The organism is Faecalibacterium sp. An121 (genome assembly GCF_002160915.1).
GTDB classification, from domain to species: domain Bacteria; phylum Bacillota; class Clostridia; order Oscillospirales; family Ruminococcaceae; genus Faecalibacterium; species Faecalibacterium avium.
This window is the reverse complement of record NZ_NFLM01000011.1, coordinates 1-19,626: the sequence shown is the minus strand read 5'-3', so window position 1 is coordinate 19,626 and position 19,626 is coordinate 1. Positions and strand designations below refer to the sequence as shown.

13 protein-coding genes are annotated in these 19,626 nt (G+C 44.6%); 8 read left to right on the top strand and 5 right to left on the bottom strand.

The genetic code is table 11. From position 1 onward, the window contains the following. Positions 1–142: 142 nt before the first annotated feature. From B5E66_RS12845 to B5E66_RS07575, 5 genes are read right to left on the bottom strand one after another with little or no spacing between them, the layout of a single operon-like run. A complete protein-coding gene (locus tag B5E66_RS12845; protein WP_143406947.1) occupies positions 143–1,006 on the bottom strand; it encodes a hypothetical protein in 864 nt (287 codons plus the stop codon). Between the two features lie 36 nt (positions 1,007–1,042). After that, positions 1,043–4,168: a type I restriction endonuclease subunit R gene (locus tag B5E66_RS07585; protein ID WP_087230956.1), complete on the bottom strand. Its 3,126-nt coding sequence runs from the start codon at positions 4,166–4,168 to the stop codon at positions 1,043–1,045. Between the two features lie 4 nt (positions 4,169–4,172). Beyond that, positions 4,173–5,351 (bottom strand): restriction endonuclease subunit S, encoded by a 1,179-nt coding sequence (locus B5E66_RS07580; RefSeq protein ID WP_087230953.1) that lies wholly within the window; start codon positions 5,349–5,351, stop codon positions 4,173–4,175. Then, positions 5,348–6,139: a hypothetical protein gene (locus B5E66_RS12840; protein ID WP_143406946.1), complete on the bottom strand. Its 792-nt coding sequence runs from the start codon at positions 6,137–6,139 to the stop codon at positions 5,348–5,350. The genes B5E66_RS07580 and B5E66_RS12840 overlap by 4 nt, the downstream gene beginning before the upstream one ends. Next, positions 6,136–7,707 carry a type I restriction-modification system subunit M gene (locus B5E66_RS07575; RefSeq protein WP_342395000.1) on the bottom strand — a complete coding sequence of 524 codons (1,572 nt, stop codon included), beginning with the start codon at positions 7,705–7,707 and terminating at the stop codon, positions 6,136–6,138. Before B5E66_RS07575 ends, B5E66_RS12840 begins: the two co-directional genes overlap by 4 nt. 260 nt (positions 7,708–7,967) lie before the next feature. Here B5E66_RS07575 and B5E66_RS13390 point away from each other — a divergent pair, with 260 nt between their 5' ends. From B5E66_RS13390 to B5E66_RS07530, 8 genes are all read left to right on the top strand, one after another. Next, complete coding sequence (locus B5E66_RS13390) at positions 7,968–8,228, top strand: hypothetical protein (protein WP_242958127.1); 261 nt, start codon at positions 7,968–7,970, stop codon at positions 8,226–8,228. A 250-nt stretch (positions 8,229–8,478) separates the two neighbouring features. Next, positions 8,479–12,090: a YobI family P-loop NTPase gene (locus tag B5E66_RS07565; RefSeq protein WP_087230947.1), complete on the top strand. Its 3,612-nt coding sequence runs from the start codon at positions 8,479–8,481 to the stop codon at positions 12,088–12,090. A 267-nt stretch (positions 12,091–12,357) separates the two neighbouring features. After that, positions 12,358–12,918 carry a hypothetical protein gene (locus tag B5E66_RS07555; protein ID WP_087230941.1) on the top strand — a complete coding sequence of 187 codons (561 nt, stop codon included), beginning with the start codon at positions 12,358–12,360 and terminating at the stop codon, positions 12,916–12,918. Positions 12,919–12,943: 25 nt separating this feature from the next. Next, a complete protein-coding gene (locus B5E66_RS07550; protein ID WP_087230938.1) occupies positions 12,944–13,339 on the top strand; it encodes a (deoxy)nucleoside triphosphate pyrophosphohydrolase in 396 nt (131 codons plus the stop codon). Continuing rightward, positions 13,317–13,634, top strand: a complete 318-nt coding sequence (locus tag B5E66_RS07545; RefSeq protein WP_087230936.1) for a nucleoside triphosphate pyrophosphohydrolase — start codon at positions 13,317–13,319, stop codon at positions 13,632–13,634. The genes B5E66_RS07550 and B5E66_RS07545 overlap by 23 nt, the downstream gene beginning before the upstream one ends. After that, positions 13,631–14,089, top strand: coding sequence for a DUF6998 domain-containing protein (locus tag B5E66_RS07540; protein ID WP_206393046.1), 459 nt, complete (start codon positions 13,631–13,633; stop codon positions 14,087–14,089). Before B5E66_RS07545 ends, B5E66_RS07540 begins: the two co-directional genes overlap by 4 nt. 9 nt (positions 14,090–14,098) lie before the next feature. Next, the gene (locus B5E66_RS07535; protein WP_087230933.1) at positions 14,099–16,363 is read left to right on the top strand and encodes a DEAD/DEAH box helicase; all 2,265 of its coding nucleotides are present in this window, start codon (positions 14,099–14,101) and stop codon (positions 16,361–16,363) included. Positions 16,364–16,477: 114 nt separating this feature from the next. After that, positions 16,478–19,501 carry an AAA domain-containing protein gene (locus B5E66_RS07530; protein ID WP_087230930.1) on the top strand — a complete coding sequence of 1,008 codons (3,024 nt, stop codon included), beginning with the start codon at positions 16,478–16,480 and terminating at the stop codon, positions 19,499–19,501. Positions 19,502–19,626 lie beyond the last annotated feature (125 nt).

Sequence of the window (19,626 nt, the reverse complement as noted above, 5' to 3'; positions counted from 1 at the left end):
TGGTATTTTTACTTTGAAGCACCTTTATTGTGTGTCTAGAAGTTAGATCAAAGCTTGATAGAAATAGAGAGGTAGCAGGGTAAACTGCTACCTCTCTAAATAATGTTCTTAGAATATGTATCAAATGCAAAATGGCTCTGTGCTAGATTGGACGTACCTTTCCGGAATCAGAGTCTACTACGATTGGCAGTAAAAAGTGTTTTGTGTGAGGATTTGAAGTGTCCTCATCCTGTAACCTATATTTCCTGGTGTACAATAGTATTACGCGTGCTTGCTCGAACTCAATAATGACATCCTCATTTGATGAACGATAGTATGTGGTGTAAGCGCCTTCGGAGGCACTTCCAACCAATTCCATTTGCATTCCGGGAAGAACTTTTTGTGCACGTCCTGTTACAGTTTCAAATCTTTCTGCATACTCAAAACCTTTTTTTAATCCATTAAATAGTACATAAATGGCAAAACCCCCAACGGTTTCGTCGCCACAATGGTGAATTGTGTGTGTAAATGCACGAAGGTAGTCATCTGATAAAGTCGGATTCTCATATTGATATTTTCTTAAAGTTTTAAAAGCATCATATGAACCAATCCAGGCAATCAAACAGTTTCTTTCAATTTTATGTTCTTTGATGCAGATAATTTCGGTTTCTCCATCCTCGTTGGCCAGACAGATGATAAATTCCACATCATCAGAAGGATGCTCGGCATGAATTTTGAAGGCGTGATGAAGAAGTTCTTCCTCACTGAATTTCTTCAACTCATACAAAGTTTCAAGCAACTGATGTGCAAGAGCAATATTGTTTCCTGCAAAGGAAATACAACATTTTGGACTTATAATGATACTTTTAATCAAACCATATCGTTCTACAGCGCGGCGTGTCTTGTCACCCCAGTTTGATTTGATGGCACCATAAAGCGAAATTTTTGTATCGCTATATATATGGGTGCATTTGCGCGTTTGACCATCACATTCAATGGGAAATTTTACTGCATATACAAAACTCATAATTGATTCACACCATTTTCAGATGATTGCTTCGGCTTATTTTTCGAAAGTTGTCTCGCCAATTCCGAAGAATCGATCAAAGAATTCCTTCAGTTTCTCAATCACCGTCTGTTTCTTTTTAGCTCTGGCACCACCTTTGCCAAAGCGGGATACTGGTGGCATCAACTTGTCGATGTCTGTGCCGGTAGTCTTAACCTCGCCGTCGCGGAATGCGTTTTCCAAAAATTTTCTGGTCTCCGGCTCCTTAAGCTTTTCGTCTTGAATGATCTGGGCCAGTTCTTTTTCTCGTTCTTCTGCAACAAAACTATGCCATTCAGTCAGAACATCATCCACGTCATTAATCCCGGCAATGAAGGTTTCAATGAGTTGCTTCTTGCTGCGCAGTTCAGGGCTGGCATCCACAGCCTTCTGGATCGTAATCAGAATTTCCTTGTCATCACCGTGGGAATCGTGGTACTTCTTGACCAGCATCAGGATGTAATCAATATTGATTTCAATTTGGCGAATCAATTCGATCTCAAAGACGATGTCGTCAGTAATATCCTCTTTTTCACCCTTCGCACGGTTCACCCACTCGTCTCGCAGGTCCTGATAGCGCCCCAGGTAATCTTGGAGGTCCCGTTCCGAAATCAATTCCTTGCCTTTAAAGTCATCGAAGGAAAGCAGCAAGTTCCGCATCCGAAGGATGGCACCAAAGAGAGCGATGAAGTTTTTCTGGTTGTGTTCGCCTTCAATCCTAGGATCAGACAGCGGGAACTTCTTTGTCAGTTCATCGATCATATCTACATAGCCCTGCTGATTCTTTCCGTCTTCCGTAGTATAGCCGTAGTAATAATCAGCGAACTTATGCAACAAGACAATACCGCCGGCCTCTCTATCGCCGAACAGCGCAATCGCAGCGTCCACCCGTTTTTGCAGGTTTCGGAAGCAGACAATGTTTCCAAACGTCTTGATGGAGTTCAAAATACGATTGGTACGGCTGAAGGCTTGAATGAGGCCATGCATTTTCAAGTTTTTGTCTACCCAGAGAGTGTTCAGGGTGGTAGCATCAAAGCCGGTGAGGAACATATTCACCACGATCAACAAATCTAGTTCCTTGTTCTTCATCCGCAGGGAAACATCCTTATAGTAGTTCTGGAACCTGTCGCCGTCAGTGGAATAATTGGTGTGGAACATTTCATTATAGTCCCGGATGGCAGCATCCAGGAAGTCCCGGCTGCTTTGATCCAGGGCACTGGTGTCCTCACTATTCTCCTCACCCAGAATTCCGTCCGCCTCTTCCTCATTGGCGCCATAGCTGTAAATCAGAGCGACCCGCAGCTTTTTGGAAGGATCGGCAGCCATCTGCTTTTGGAACTCCTGATAGTAGAGCTTGGCCATAGACACCGAGGCAACGGCAAAAATAGAATTGAATCCACTGATCCGCTGCTTCTGCTTGATCTCATCCACTGCACCGTTTTTACCAGAGGCCACCTCTGCAATATTGGTTAGGGTGTTGAACAGGTAAGTTTTGTCTCCCCGATAGGTTTTCTGATCGAAATGTTCCAGAATATACCGGGTTACCAATTCGATCCGCTGCGGTGCCATGTAGGCCTTCTCGCGGTCGATATCCCAGACACTCTTGTCATCAATATCCGGTTCGGCGTCCATGGTCTTAATATAGTCCACTCGGAAAGGGAGAACATTCTTATCATTGATAGCGTCCACAATGGTATAGGTGTGGAGCTGATCGCCGAAAGTCTGGGCAGTAGTAAAGAATTGTGCTCCGCTGGCTGTCCGGGCATTGGCCGCAAAGATAGGCGTGCCGGTAAAACCAAACAGGTGATACTTCTTGAAGTTCTTGACGATAGCGGTATGCATATCGCCGAACTGACTGCGGTGGCACTCATCGAAGATGATGACCACATGCTTCTCATAGACCGGATGGGATTTTTCCTTTTTGATGAAGGTGGACAGCTTCTGGATGGTGGTAATGATAATATGAGCGTTGTCATCCTCCAGCTGCTTTTTCAGGACAGCGGTGGAGGTGTTGCTGTTGGCTGCGCCTTTTTCAAAGCGATCGTACTCTTTCATGGTCTGGTAGTCTAGGTCTTTCCGGTCTACCACAAAGAGCACCTTGTCAATGTAAGGAAGCTGGGACGCCAGCCGCGCTGTTTTAAAGGAGGTCAGTGTTTTGCCGCTGCCGGTGGTGTGCCAGATGTAGCCGCCGCCTTCAATGGTGCCGTACTTTTTATAGTTGTTGGCAATCTCAATGCGGTTCAGAATTCGCTCGGTAGCGGTGATCTGGTAAGGCCGCATGACCATCAGCATATTTTCCGAAGTGAAGATGCAGTACCGGGTCAGAACGTTTAGAATAGTATGCTTGGCAAAGAAGGTGCGTGTGAAATCAATGAGATCAGGGATCACTTTATTATTGGCGTCTGCCCAGAAGGAAGTGAATTCAAAACTGTTGCTGGTTTTTTGTTTTCTGGTTTTACCAGATGCTTCCCGAATGGCATTGAATCGGGTGCTGTTGGAGTAGTATTTGGTGTTGGTGCCGTTGGAAATAACAAAAATCTGCACATACTCGAACAGACCACATCCCGCCCAGAAAGAATCTCTCTGGTACCGGTTGATCTGGTTGAACGCCTCACGGATGGCCATACCCCGGCGCTTGAGCTCGATATGTACCAACGGCAGGCCGTTGACCAATATCGTCACATCATAGCGATTATCGTGCCGGGCTCCTTGGCCCTGGCTTACTTCATACTGATTGATGACCTGGAGGCGATTGTTGTGGATGTTTTTCTTGTCAATGAGGGAAATATTCTTGGAGGTGCCGTCGTCCCGGCGGAGCACTTGCACGAAATCTTCCTGAATCTTCCGGGTCTTTTCCACAATATGCTCGTTCGGGTTGGCAATGGCATTGTGAAAGAACTGATCCCATTCGCTGTCGCTGAACTGGTAACTATTCAGCGCTTCCAACTGACGGCGCAGGTTGGCGATGAGGTCGGATTCCTGATGAATTTGCAGATACTCATAGCCCTGCTGAGTGAGCAGTTGGATAAACTCCCGCTCCAGTGCCGCCTCACTCTGGTAACTGTCTGAGCGATTCTTCGCCGGTTCGTAAGAGGTGACAACGGTGTTTTCAGTTGTGGATGCCACGATATTGAAAAAAGACACAAGATCACCCCTCTTTTTTCCGTTCCGGGAAAGTCAGCAGTTTGTCCCGGTAGTATTCATACTGCTTTTGTCGTGCTGCAATCTCAGCGGGCAGACCGCTGGTTTGGTCATTGCAGAGGGCATCAAACTTGTCGAGGATGGAAACAATATGATTCTGCTCTTCAGGTGAAGGAAGGGGGATTACAAATTTTCGTATTTTTTCCATAGGAATATTCTGCATAGATGATGATTGCAAAAGTTTATTTATTTGCGTTTTCCAAAAATTATTACTTTGGAAATAGTATCGCATATACTGTGGATTTAGCCTCTTATCTACTGATCGAATCAGTGCAACATTAGGAGCTAAATAGTATTTATCTTCTGCATCTATGAGAGCCACTTGCCCAATCGTACCCACATAGGTGAAAAGCATATCTCCAACATGGAGTTTACTTCTGGTTAATTTTGAAAAATCACTGGCATCAATATATTTTACATCTGTTAAATCCAATCTTCCGTTTTTTACATTTAAACCACGTAAAGCGATTGTATTTCCGGAGTCTGAATATTTTACATATTTTGTGAACTCAAATCCAGCAAGCTTTGTTACAACTGCAACCTCCCCCAATATAGCTAGAGGAGTAGTATCTGTAAAAGTCAGCAGCGCATCCCGATAATACTCATACTGTTTTTTTCTAGCGGTCAGTTCTTCGGTCAACTCTGTGGTCAGCTCTGTGAAATGATCCAGAATGCGGACAATTTCACGCTGGATTTCCAGGGGAGGAAATGGAACAATGATTTGTTCTATCGCCACTCGTGATAAACGCGGGACACTTGCCTTTCTCACTTTTGAAAGTAGTAAATGCTTATTTTTAGTTAGAACATAGTAAATAAACTTACTGCAGATTGTTTTTCCACCTTCAAAGTAAAAGCAATCATCTGCCGCCCAAAAATCAACTGTCGAATATCCAATTTCACCGGCTGCACCTGCAACAATTACAAAAGTAGTATCCGCATTTACATTATATTTTTCGTAATATCCTAACGGCGTCAAGCTGTTTTGGTAGACAGGGTATTCTCCAATACTAGATAGTTGACTTCTTACAACTCGTACTCCTCTCCTGATCTCAACGACTTCATTTAATTTTTTATATTCCACCCCATCCGGGCAAAGCTGTTGTATTAACTGTTCTAATCGACTCATTCTGCACCACCTTTGTTATCCCACCCCAAAGACTTGACGGCTTCCGAAAATTCTTTCTTGTTTCGAATGTTTTCAAGGATTCCAACTGTCAGCCGATATAAGGCATCAAATTTTTTCAGCCCCAACTCTTCATCAAAATCGCCATGTACAACTGTGCTTAGTTCCTGAAAAAGTTTATGTCCGTTTGCTGAGAATTCTTTAGGAATGATTTCACACTGTGCATCTACTCTCTGCAAAAGATCAGAAAAATTTTTGGGATTTCCACCTTCATATTTTTTATATTCAATTCCAACAGCATTTGCTGCCTGGACTGTAGCTATCTCAAAAATTTTCCGCAAATAAACAATGGAACCTGCACCCAACTGATCGTGGTAGGCTCTGTTTGCCTTTTCAAGCAAATCAGAAAAGCCCTCATAAGGACCACGGCTCAAAGATACCATATCAGATAACTTTTCAGACTTCTTTAAAATTCGCACTTCAGGAGCAACACCGTGGATTTCTTCTCTGCTTTCAACCAAAAACCAAACTGGGACAGGGGCTCCACATCGAGGACATTTCAGTACGCAATCTATACTAATGAGTCGCTCGTGAATTCCGATACAATAGAGCTCATCGCCTGAAATAAATGTAATATCGGATTGACAGTTTTCGCAGTAGTATGTCAACCAGACGGGTCCAACTGAAATTTTCTTCTGTTTCCCGCACTTCAATTTTGAATTGTTCAAAAAACCTTGAACCTGTTCAAATCTACTGGTAGGAGTTTTTGAAAGTACCTCTGAAAGTCTCATTTATGACTCCCTTCAATCTCCTTTACAATTAGATCAATGGCTTCCCGCAGCTTTTGCTCCCGGGCCACAATTTGGGCAATCTCAGCGTTAAGTTGCGCAATATCAATTTTCTCCCGAGTGTCTTCGGCCTCTACATAAGTGGAGACGGAGAGGTTATACTCCTGATTCTTAATTTCCTCATAGCTGGCCAGATGGGAAAAGTGGGCCGTTTCGGTGCGGTTTGCGAAAGTGTCCACAACACGATGAATGTTTTCCGGCGTCAGTTTATTGTTGGTGGTTACCTTGACGCACTCTTTGGAAGCATCGATGAACAGAGTCTTATTGTCCGTCTTGTTCTTTTTCAGCACCATGATGCAGGTAGCAATCGAAGTGCCGTAAAACAGATTGCTGGGCAACTGGATTACGCAGTCGATGAAGTTGTTGTCGATAAGATATTGACGAATCTTCTTCTCAGCTCCACCCCGGTACAGAACGCCAGGGAAACAGACGATGGCGGCGGTGCCATTTGCAGCCAGCCAGGAAAGGCTGTGCATGATGAAGGCAAGGTCGGCTTTACTCTTGGGGGCCAGCACACCGGCAGGAGCAAAGCGAGGATCATTGATAAGCAGAGGATTATCCTCGCCAGCCCACTTGATGGAGTAGGGGGGATTGGAAACAATCAGTTCAAAGGGTTCGTCATCCCAGTGTTTGGGTGCAGTCAGAGTATCTTCACAGGCAATGTTGAACTTGTCAAAATCGATGTCGTGAAGGAACATATTGATGCGGCACAGGTTGTAGGTGGTGATGTTGATCTCCTGGCCATAGAACCCGTTGCGGACAGCGTCATGGCCCAGCACCTTCACTGCTTTCAGCAGCAGAGAGCCAGAGCCACAGGCAGGGTCGTACACTTTGTTGACCTCGGTTTTGCCAACGGTGCCAAGGCGGGTCAGCAACTCAGACACATCCGCCGGAGTGAAGAATTCACCGCCGGACTTGCCGGCGTTGCTGGCATACATAGTCATGAGATATTCGTAGGCGTCACCAAAAGCATCGATGTCGTGGTCTTTCACGTTGCCTAGATTCATGTCGGCCACACCATGGAGAAGCTTCACCAGCTTTTCGTTGCGCTTGGCCACGGTAGCCCCCAGCTTGTTGCTGTTCACATCGAAATCATCAAACAGGCCTTCAAAATTGCCTTCGGACTCGCTGCCCTTGGCCGACTCCTCAATATGACGAAAGACAGATTCCAAAGTTTCATTCAAATTTTCATCCGCCGAGGCTTTGGCACAAACATTGCAGAACAGTTCGCTAGGCAGGATAAAGAATCCCTTTTCCTGAACCAAATCCTCACGGGCTACCTCTGCTTCCTCGTCCGGCATTTTGGCATAATCAAAGTCGGTATTGCCTGCTTCGTGCTCACCGCTGTTAATGTAATTACAGATGTTTTCCGAAATATAGCGATAGAACATTGTGCCCAGCACATAATTCTTAAAATCCCAGCCATCCACAGCACCTCGCAATTCGTCGGCGATGGCCCAGATAGCGCGGTGCAGCTCATCCCGCTCCTGCTCTTTCTTCATGTCTGCCACAGTCATTTCCTCCTGATTTGTGGGTATGAGATAGTGAAAAGTACTTGCTTCGAGTTTTCCCGTACAAATGCCTCCCGAATTTCTATGAAATAATTATATTCTGTTTTGGAAAGATGTACAAGAGCTGCCTTGCTATAGGTGAATTCGCAAAGTTAATTGCATAAAGAGAAAAACATCGCTTAAATGCGAGATTGTTTTGATTGATGAAATGAGCGATGCATGATATAATAAAGGAAATTGTTGATATAACGATGTATTATATGAAAAATAAAAAGCCTCCTTTTGAAGTTGCTAATGAAATGATTGGTTATGTGGCGGGAATTTTGAAGTTAGTCAGAAAACTATCAGCAACGCCTTTTCTTTCAATCAATCCAGTATTGCAGCGCAGTAACCGTATCAAAAAGATCCATGGTCCTTTGGCAATCGGGCAGATCACGCTTTCTTTAGAGCAGGTTACGGTTGTGCTAAACGGTAAGCGTGTATTAACGCCACCCGAGAATATTGCCGATGTAGCGATCTAAAAGGGGCGAAAGTACTCTTCGTTGGTGTAAGATTCAAAAGTACCTAAAAACTAACGAATATATTATGAATGCAGATGTACGGGAGATGTGTGGAGTATCAGCTGCAATAGCGAATAAAATTCTTGATCGATTGGCGTCAGAAAAGAAAATCATAAAATCACGTGTAATTGGACATTGGAAGTATAAGTTTCAGCAATAATTACCGGAAATTTTCCATGTTATGAATAAAAGAGAAAAGGAAGGAAGCAGTATGCCAGAACGCAAGTATAAATTTGAGCGGCTAACACCAATCGATAATATGGATTTGGATGTTTATGAGGATGCTTTAAATTATGTGTTTGAAAATAGCGATATAAAAAATGTGGCTATTTCAGGCGCATATAGTGCCGGAAAAAGTAGTGTTTTAGCATCATACAAGAAAAAACATGAAAAATTGCGGTTTCTTCATATTTCACTTGCACATTTCCAATCACCAAATGAAAAAGATGAAATAGAGGTGAAGCAATCAATATTAGAGGGAAAAATTTTAAATCAGTTAATACATCAGATCCCTTCAAACAAAATTCCGTTAACAAATTTCAAAGTGAAAAAAAGAATTAGCGGCAGATGCATTGCGGTAAAAACATTAGCAGTCGTTGTCTTTTTAATTGCAACGATGCATTTTGTGTACTTTAATATATGGAAAGCATACGTATCGACGTTACTAGCAGATTGGAGGATACACGCGAATTGGTTGAAGATAATCATAGAGTTATCTACAGATCCATTAACTTTAATGGTTGATGGGAGTATCTTAATTGTATTATTTGGATTTTTTATATATAGATTGATTCAAAAGAATAAAAATGTTTTTCGTAAGCTTAATTTACAAGGCAATGAGATTGAAATAATGGAAGAAAGCGATGATTCATATTTTGATAAATATCTCAATGAAGTATTATATCTCTTCGAAAATGCGGATGCTGATGCCATCGTATTCGAAGATATGGATCGATTTAATGTAAATGGAATTTTTGAGCATCTTCGTGAAGTGAATACACTTGCGAACATTCAACTTCAAAAAGAGAACAAAAAGATTCTGCGCTTTTTTTATTTGTTGCGTGATGATATTTTTGTGTCTAAAGACAGAACAAAATTTTTTGATTATATCATTCCTGTTGTGCCGGTTATAGATGGTTCCAACTCCTATGACCAGTTTGTTTCTCATTTTAAAAAGAGCGGATTATTTCAAAAGTTTGACGAGGGCTTTTTGCAAGGTTTATCTCTTTATATTGATGATATGCGTCTGTTAAAAAATATCTACAACGAGTTTGTAATTTATTTTAATAGACTGAATATTACAGAACTCGATTGCAATAAGATGCTTGCCATTATTGCATATAAAAATTTGTTCCCACGTGATTTTTCTGATTTGCAGCTTAATAAGGGCTTTGTATATACGATTTTTGATAGTAAGGATTTATTTATAGAAAAGGAGATAAAAAGACTTAAAGAAAAAATTGCTGAAAAAAGCCATGAAATCGAGATGGCAAAAAACGAGCATTTTAAAACGATTCACGAGCTAGATGTATACTTCGACACAAAAAAGACATCTGATTACTGGAATAGCAGGAAAAAGCTATCGAGTGAAGACCAAACTGAATATACAAATCGCAAGAAAGCCCTTGAACAAAGACTGAATAATACTATCTCTCAGATGGAAGATGAAAAATCTGCGCTCGATCAAGAACTTCTTTTTTTGAAAAACAAACAATTGAAAGATATTATTAAAAGAGAAAATGTTGACTCTATATTTAGTGTTACAAGCATAAATGAAATTGGAAAAGTAACAGATTTTAACGAGATAAAAAGCAGCGAATACTTTGATCTCCTTAAATATCTTATCCGAAATGGCTATATTGATGAGACCTATGCTGACTATATGACCTATTTTTACGAGAATAGTTTGAGCCGTATTGATAAGATTTTTCTGAGGAGTATAACAGACAAAAAGGCAAAAGAATATTCCTATAAATTAAAAAATCCTCAAATGGTTGTATTGCGGCTTAGATTAGTGGATTTTGACCAGGAAGAAATCTTGAATTTTTCTTTGCTCACATATTTGTTGAACACTAAAACTCATGCTGATTATCTGGAAAAATTTATTAACCAACTTAAGGCTACAAATAATTATAAATTTGTAGGGCAATACTTTGATGTTGCATCTGATCGAAATGAATATGTTAAATGTCTTAATTTGAAGTGGCCTGAATTGTTTTGCACGGCTCTTGATAAACAGGCTCTTACAAAAAAACAGATTCGTCAGTATTCAATTGCTTCGCTTTATTATTCTGATGAAAATACAATAAAATTGGTTAATAAAGATAATTGCCTTTGCGACTATATTTCCAGAAGATCTGATTATCTTGCAATAGATGAACCAGACATTAATAAGCTGATTCATGGGTTTAAGTTACTTGGAGTATGTTTTGAGAACTTTGATTATGAAATCCTAAATAAGGATCTGTTTCACGCGGTTTATCAAGAATCTTTGTATGAGATCAGTGCCGAAAATCTAAAACTTATTCAGGGCAACATCTTGAATATAAGTAATGATGATATTGCACATAAGAATTATACTTGCTTACTTTCATATCCGGATTCTGCCATAACTCAATATGTAAATCATAACATTAATGAATATTTTGTTGTTATACTGCAGATGTGTGGGGGGATTATTTTTGACGATGAGAAAACTGTTATTTCAGTACTGAATAATCCGGAACTTATGGTTGAACATAAATGTGCGTATATTTCAGCATTGCAGACAACTATTACTTTTATAAGTGATGTTACGGATCATACTTTATGGGAAGATCTTCTAGAGGCCGATATAGTAAAATATTCGGAACGTAATATTATCGATGAGTTCAATATACTTGAATTGTCTCAAGGCGTTATTTCATATATTAATAGATGTGATATCCAGTTTGATTTTTCAGGATTTAAAGATGAGGAATCTTGCAAAGAAAAACTTTTTGAGGGCGTGGTGAGATGTGGAGATATCGTCAATTCAAAGTATAAACAAGTATTGGTGGCTTTGGGCTTTTATTATGATGACTTTGAAATTTTAAATATTCCACTTGAAAAAGTGACGATTTTAATTGATGCAGATATTATAAAAATGACTGCTAAAAACTTAATTTTTTTACGACAATATTATTCTGACCTAAAACTATATTTTATATGTAAAAACATAGTAGAGTATGTAAGCATAATGTCTAATGATTTGTTTTCACAGGAGGAGCTGTTGGAGATACTTACATGGGATATTGAAGAAAATCTGAAAATTGAACTACTTAAATTTTCGAGTTGTGCAATCTCGGTGATTGGGAAAAATTATTCTCCCAAAATTTGCCTATATATTCTTGATAATAATTTTGAGAATTCTGATTTGGTATCTCTATTTTCAACGTATGAGCAGTGGGAGGACTCGATTCGGACAAAAATATTTGATTATGCATTAAGTAATATGGAAGTCATTATAAAAAATTACGCCAATGTGTCGGAAAAATTAAAGAATAGTCTTCTTCATTCTAGTAAACTAGATGAATCGATGAAAATTTATCTTTTTTCCGCGATGATTCCAATGCTTTGTATTGACCAAATTAAAGAAATACTTAATGTGCTTAATTTGACTAATTTTAATAAGATATTTGATGAACACAGTAGACCTAGATTTGACATTAGTGATGAAAATAAGCGTCTTCTAATGGCATTTAAAGAGAAGGGCTTAATTGCTAATTATGAAGAAGCTCAAGGCAATAGCCGGTATTACAAAGTGATTAGAAAGAAATTAGAAAAGAAAAATAGTATCTCATAATATGCTTATTTGGAAGTGAAGAGAGCGCACTTGTAGTAACTAAAGAAGGGGTAATTACAAATGATTTAATATACGGTGGTTGTCCAAGAGTTCAAAACGGATCGGATCAGCGGTGGAGCGGAGGCGTATACCTTCCTGGGGACTGCAAACTATGTAAAACATGAGGGGAGCCGGCCTATGAATATTACCTGGAAACTGGATCGGCCAATCCCTGCGAAGTTTTTGAAAAAGACAAACAAGCTGGTTGTAGGATAAAGGAGAATCGCGATGACCGAGCTGGAGAAGATTGCCTATGCAAAGAGTTACATAGAAAAACTTGCCAACGGAATCAATCCATTGACAAATCAAGAGGTGCCAGATTCTGATATCATAAATAATGTGAAGATATCTCGCTGTCTTTTTTACGTGTCAGACCTCTTGAGGCAAGTTGTAGAAAATAAAGGGATTTCTCAGTCAAAAAATAAATCTTCCAAGGTTCCGTTCCAGCTGGATTACGAAAGTCGAGAAAAATTTGAATATTCGGAGCTGCCTATTCCAATCAGTGAAATTGAACGTAGAATTAACGCGTTGATTCAGCCGGAGGAGATGAAAAAACTGACTTATAAGCAGATCGCGGATTGGCTTATGGAAACTGGATTTTTGAAATTGGTTGTGAAAGATGATGGAAAAACAGTCCGGAGACCAACGGATCAGGGAATTGATATTGGTATTTCCACGGAGGAGAGGCAGAGCCTAAGAGGACCTTATACAGTTGTGGTTTATAATAGATCGGCGCAGCAATTTATCTTAGACAATTTAGATGCTGTCATTGCGTTCATTCAAAGATGATCGAGAAGATGATCGAGGAAATTATATGACTGAAGTCGTCGCAGCCTTAATCTGGGACAAGGAGAAATTTATGATCTGCCAACGCCCGGCCCATAAGGCCAGAGGGCTGCTCTGGGAGTTTGTGGGCGGAAAGGTGGAGCCGGGGAAGACCAAAGAGCAGGCGCTCATCCGGGAGTGTCAGGAGGAGCTGGCCATTACCCTGGATGTTGGCAAAGTGTTTATGGACGTGGTCCACGAATACCCGGACATGACGGTGGATCTGACCCTGTTCCATGCGACCATCCGGGAGGGAACTCCCCAGAAGCTGGAGCACAACGATATCCGCTGGATCACGGTAAATGAGATCGACCAGTATGCCTTCTGTCCGGCGGACGAGGAGATTTTGAGGAGGCTAAAAGATGTTGGTGAAAACCTATCATAAGTTGGTCCGCGACCGTATCCCGGAGATCATCGAGGCGGACGGGAAGATCTGTGTCTGTGAAACGCTGTCCGATGAGGCGTACATCCGGCTTCTGGACCAAAAGCTGAACGAAGAGCTGGCGGAATACCAGGAGAGCAAATCCCTGGAGGAATTAGCCGATCTTTTGGAGGTCATGCAGGCGGTTGTGCGGGCTCGCGGCTGGACATTGGATGAGCTGGAGCAAGTGCGGGCGGACAAGGCAGCCGAACGCGGCGGATTTGCAAAAAAGATTCTGCTGAAGGAAGTGTGGGAATGAGCGCAGCAACGATACAGGAAATGGTAGCGGAAAAAATAAAAACCCTTTATCGTGTTTCGCATGAACTGGAAGAACTGTTTCCCGGGAGACACTATACGCCCGATGGACATATGATCGGGAGCATTGGCGAGGCGCTGGCGGCCTGCTGCTATGGCTTGGCGCTGTTTGAGGCGTCGGCAGAAACCCACGATGCCAAAGCGCCGGATGGCCGGCTGGTTCAAATCAAAGCGACCCAAATTGACCGGGTCGCACTCTCGAGCAAACCGGAATGGCTGTTGGTGCTGCAGATCCATCCGGATGGCACCTTTTCCGAGGTATACAATGGGCCGGGCAAACTTGCCTGGGAGCATTGCGGGAAAATGCAGAAGAACGGCCAGCGGCCCATTTCTTTGGCAAAATTGCGAAGTCTGCAGGTCCAGGTCCCGGAAGCGGACCGGCTGGAACGGATCATGTGAGGTGCCTCTATGCCTACTTATCGTTCAATCTCTGGCAGCAGTGCCGAGGACTTGTTTATTGAATTGTTTTCTGACACCTTTGGTGCTGAAAAGGCAGGTTATCTCTACTCCCAGTACCCTTTCTTTGATATTTATCAGAACAGCCGGTTTGCCGATTTTATGATCGAGAACGGCGGGCGGAAAGTGGCCATTGAGATTGACGATGAAGCCTCCCATAACCCCAAGCTGGTTTCTCGGAACAAGTTTTATGATGATCTGCTCAAACAGAACAGCATGATCTACCTGGGCTGGGATGTGTACCGCTGGGCGGTGCGGCAGATGCAGCAGCAGCCGGAAACGGTCAAGGATGAGTTGCGGGTCTTTCTGGGCCAGCATCCCAGCTTCAAGGAGATTGAGGACTATCTTCCTACCCAGCGGGGCAAGTCTCTGGATGGCTCCCGTCTGGAACTGAAGGAGCACCAGAAGCAGGCACTGGCTGCACTGGAGGAGATGCGCAGCCGTTTTGAGACCATTGCCCTGCTTTACCATGCCACCGGCACTGGCAAAACGGTGACCGCTGTCATGGATGCCAAGCGCTTTGGCAAGCGAACGCTGTTCCTGGCCCATACTGTGGAGCTGGTGGATCAGGCAGCCAGAACATTCCGGGAACTGTGGCCCCAGGCCACAGTGGGCCGCTATGTGGAGAGTGCAAAGGAAAAGGACGCTTTCGTCGTCTGCGGCAGCATTCAGAGTGTGGCTTTGAATCTGGAGCAGTTCAAGCCAGACGACTTCGGCTACATCATTGTGGATGAGGCCCACCACGCCTCTGCTGATACATACCAGAAGGTCCTGGCCTATTTTACACCAGAATTCACCCTGGGTCTGACCGCCACGCCGGAGCGGGCCGATGACAAGAATATTCTGGACATCTTCAAACATACCGCCCACAAACTGGACATCCAGACAGCCGTGGAGATCGGTGAACTGGTGCCTGTGCGCTGCATCCGAATCCATACCAATATCGATTTGACCAAGGTGCGCTTCAACAGCATCCAGTACAACATCCGGGACCTGGAGAGCAAAATTTATGTGCCGGAACGGAATCAGCTGATTGTGGACACATGGCTGCAATATGTGAAGGATAAGCGCACTGTGATTTTCTGCGCATCTGTCCGGCATGCAAAGGAAATTGCAGGGCGGCTTCATGACGCCGGCGTGGCTGCCGAAGCAGTATCTGGTGAAATCAAAGCGGCCGACCGGCGGGAAATTCTGGCCCGCTTTGAAAAGGGACAAACAAAGGTCCTGTGTGCCTGTGATCTACTTAACGAGGGCTGGGACTGCCCGGCCACCGAGGTGCTCTTCATGGCCCGGCCCACTATGTCCAAGGTGCTCTACACCCAGCAGCTGGGCCGCGGTATGCGGCTGTCGCCCGGCAAGGAAAGTCTGCTGGTGTTTGACTTTGTGGACAACGCCAGCCAGTATAATATGCCTTATTCGATGCACCGGCTGTTCCGTCTGAAGGAGTACAGACCGGGTGCGCTGGTATTGGGAAGCAAGAAGCAGAAAATGGCAGAGCAAGGCCTGTATGAGCGCGGCGAACGCCCCGACGCGATCATTGACTGGCCTGTGGATGCACTGGATTATGAGCTGGTTGATCTTTTCAACTGGCAGGAAGAGGCTGCCGGCATGATCTCCCAGATGGAGTTTGTGCGCCGGGTGGATGTGCAGACTGAAACCATCGAGCGATATGTGCGGGAAGGCCTGCTGGTGCCGGATTTGGTTGTCCCCATGAGCGAGCACCGGACCTTCAAGTACTTCAAAGAAGAGACCCTCAAGAAGTACGCTGAGCAATATGGCTGGACGCTCATTGATGACTCCAACCGCAAGGATCTGTTCATGGAGATGGTTCGTCAGATGGATATGAGCTACTCCTATAAGCCGGTGCTGCTGAAAGCAATTCTTTCTCTTGCAGACAACAAAGGCCGAATGAAGCTCAGCGATATCGTTGACTATTTCCGGAAATTCTATGAGGCCCGGAGGGCCGCTGGTCTGGTGGTGGAAAAAGCCAACAGCATCTATGCAAGAGGCGACTATACCGACGCCCAGGCCCAGCGGAACATCCTGTCCAACCCCTTCAAGCGGTTCGAGGATATGCAGATGCTGCACCATACCAAGACCCTGGGCGTGGTCCAGGTGGATGAATCGGTCTGGAAGAAGCTGACCCAGGAAGAAAAACGGGAGATCCAGCGGATCTGTGATGAAAAGCTGGAGAGTTACTTTGAGCGGTTGAAATGAAAAACGGTTCGCCCGTTGCCTGCAAGAAACTTGCATAGGGCAAAGATAACACTCGGATTTTATGGGATTACTTTGTGACAATAAAGAAAACCCTATACGCAAGGATAGATGAATATGAACAGCATAGGAAAGGCGCTTTTTGAGGCAATCCACAAAGGCAAATGGCTGAGCATCGTTTATAAGAATCAAAGCGAGCAAATCACAAAATACTGGATTGCGGTCAAAACTCTTTCTCCCCAGAATGGACAGATGCAGGTGGACGGGCTGCATCTGGGCAGACTGACGGTGCAGGAACTTTATATCCGGGTGGAACGGATCATTTCTGCCGAGGTGATCGAAGGATCCTGGTGCGAGATCAACGAGGCCCTGGTTCAGGATGTCATGGAAAACCCTCGCAAATATGAAGTCCTTTTTGGTAATACGGCAAATCTTCGGGTTTTGGAATATCTGACAGATTGCCACAAACTGGACAGTACACCCTATAAGACAGAATACTTCCTGATTTCTCAGCTGGATCAGGACCGGTTTCAAGATGGCACGCTTGCCCTGAATGGAGTGCAATTTGCGGAGATCGTGCGGAATTTTCAGAACCGCATTGAGTCCCAATCAAATCGAAAAAAACGCCAGCTCCGGCAGCTGGGGATGAATTTGCTCAGCGTCCATACAGACCGCGGATTGTATGTGCTGGCCTATCAGCCCTTAGGACTGGATATTGAAAATCGTACATTGCGGCCGGTGGACAAGGTTGTGGTCTGCCGGGAGTTCACGGTGGATGGGGTGAAAGTAAGTGCACACGCTTTCCTGGACGCCGAGGACTACGCGCTGCTGGATGAATTTGAAGAGAATGCAGAAGAGATCAAGGATCGCATGACCCAGACCTGCAGCTGGATTCAGGGTGTGGATGATATGCCCTATCTTGTGGCCATTGGGCGGGAAGTTTTGGTGGACCTGGAACACGAGTACCGCGGAATTTCCCGGATGTTTGATGCACCGGAAGGGGAGGGAGTGACGCCCCCGATCCAGGCATTTTTTCGTCAGATGGTGGCGCGGCCCCGCAGAAGAAAATCCTTTCCTCTGGCGCTGCTCAACAACAAGGTCAATCTGGATCAGATGCTCGCCATCAACAATGCGATGCGGTATCCTATTGCCTATGTGCAGGGGCCGCCGGGTACCGGCAAGACAAATACCATCGTAAACACCATGACCACGGCGTTTTTTAACGAGCGGACCGTTTTGTTTGCCTCTTACAACAATCATCCCATCGACGGTGTGGTGAAAAAACTGAAAAGCCTGGAGTATAAAGGCCAAAAAATTCCGTTTCCCATCGTTCGTTTGGGAAATAATGACTGCGTCGAGCGGGCGTTAAAAGAGATCCGCCAGATGTACGAAGCTTGTCAGAGAATTACCGTCTATGAAAAGACGCTGGATCGCAACCACGAACAGCGGGTGGAACGGGCAAAGCGTCTGACCGAACTGCTGGAACGATACGACGAGATCCTGGATTTGCAGGAACGCCGGGAGACCATTCAAAGGTTGCTGGAAGCCCGCAACCACATGAATTTCCAGTTTGAATTGCAGACCGGTCAGCTGCCGAAAGTGGAAGCTGAACTGAAGCGCCGGGGAACCGTGACAACAGAGGATGCTCTGGCACTGTTGGACCAGAATGAGCAGGAATTCTTAAAATACCTCTACTACACTTCGGCCAAGTACATTCGCCGTTTGGGCGAGCCGAAAAATGAGGAGTTAAAGTCCATCATTTACAGCGAGGCCGATCCGGCTGCCAACGTGCTGGCCTTTCATCGATACCTGTCCAAAGAAGAAAACCTGAAAAAATTCTTGCGGATTTTCCCCTTTGTGGCAACGACCTGTATTTCGGCACAGCGTCTGGGCGACCCCGAACCAGCCTTCGATATGGTGATTATGGACGAAGCCAGCCAGTGCAACACGGCAGTCTCCCTGGTTCCGATTGTACGGGGAAATTCGTTGATGCTGGTAGGGGACCCACAGCAGCTCCGGCCGGTGATTCTGCTGGACCCCAAGGACAATGAGGTGTTGAGAAAGAGATACCATGTGGGGGAGGAGCACGATTATATCCGAAATTCCGTCTATACCTGCTTTTTGGCCTGCGACTCGGTCAGTGATGAGGTGCTTTTGCGGTATCACTATCGCTGTGATCCGAAAATTATCGCCTTCAACAATAAAAAATACTACAATCAAAAATTGCAGGTGGCCAGCAAAGGGAAAAGCAAAAGACCTCTGGTCTATGTGAATCTGCCCCATGACACGAGCACAGAAAAGAACACGGCCCCGGCGGAGGTAGATTTGATCGATCGGTATCTGAGCAAATACCCGGAAAAATCTGTTGGGATCATTACGCCCTTTGCACGTCAGAGGGAACTAATCCAGCAGATGCTGACCGAGAAGCATTACAGCAACGGAACCTGCGGGACGGTTCATTCCTTTCAGGGCGACGAAAAGGATGTGGTGATTTTTTCGCTGGCCCTGACCGACAAAACCCGCCCGCAGACTTACCAATGGCTGAAGAATAACAAGGAATTGATTAATGTGGCCACCTCTCGGGCGAAAGACCAGCTGGTCCTGCTTTCCAATAACCAGGAGCTGGAGCGTCTGCATGGGACGGAAACAGACGATGACCTGTATGATCTGGTGAAATACGTCCGGAGCAATGGTGTGTCAGAGGTGTCCCCCAAGCCGGCAGCGTCCCGGGCGCTGGGGATTAAGCCCTACAGCACCGAGACGGAAGAAGCCTTCCTGCAAACGCTGAATCATGCGCTGGATAATGTGTTCCTCTCAGAAAAACGGTACACGGTGCGGCGCGAAGTGGCGATTTCCCATGTGTTTCAGAATAACCCCAGTTACTGCGATTTGTTTTATACCGGCAGGTTTGATTTTGTGGTGTATCAGCGGGAGGGCCGCCAGCAGCTCATCCCGATTCTGGCCATTGAACTGGATGGCCAGGAACATAAAGATGACCCGATCGTCCAGCAGCGGGACCGCAAAAAAGAGAAAATTTGCCGGGACCACGGCTTTGAGCTGATACGAGTAGAAAATACCTATGCCCGAAGATACCACTACATCAAAGAGATTCTGATTGAGTATTTTCGGAGGAGGGCCTAAATTCAACGTAACCGCCCCATAATCCCCCGTCTCAGCAGATCCCATCAGTATAAGAGCAGCACTTTCTAATCCTTTTAGACACAAAAAGAGCTGCCGTGTCAAGTGCGGCAGCTCGGGGTTCCAGG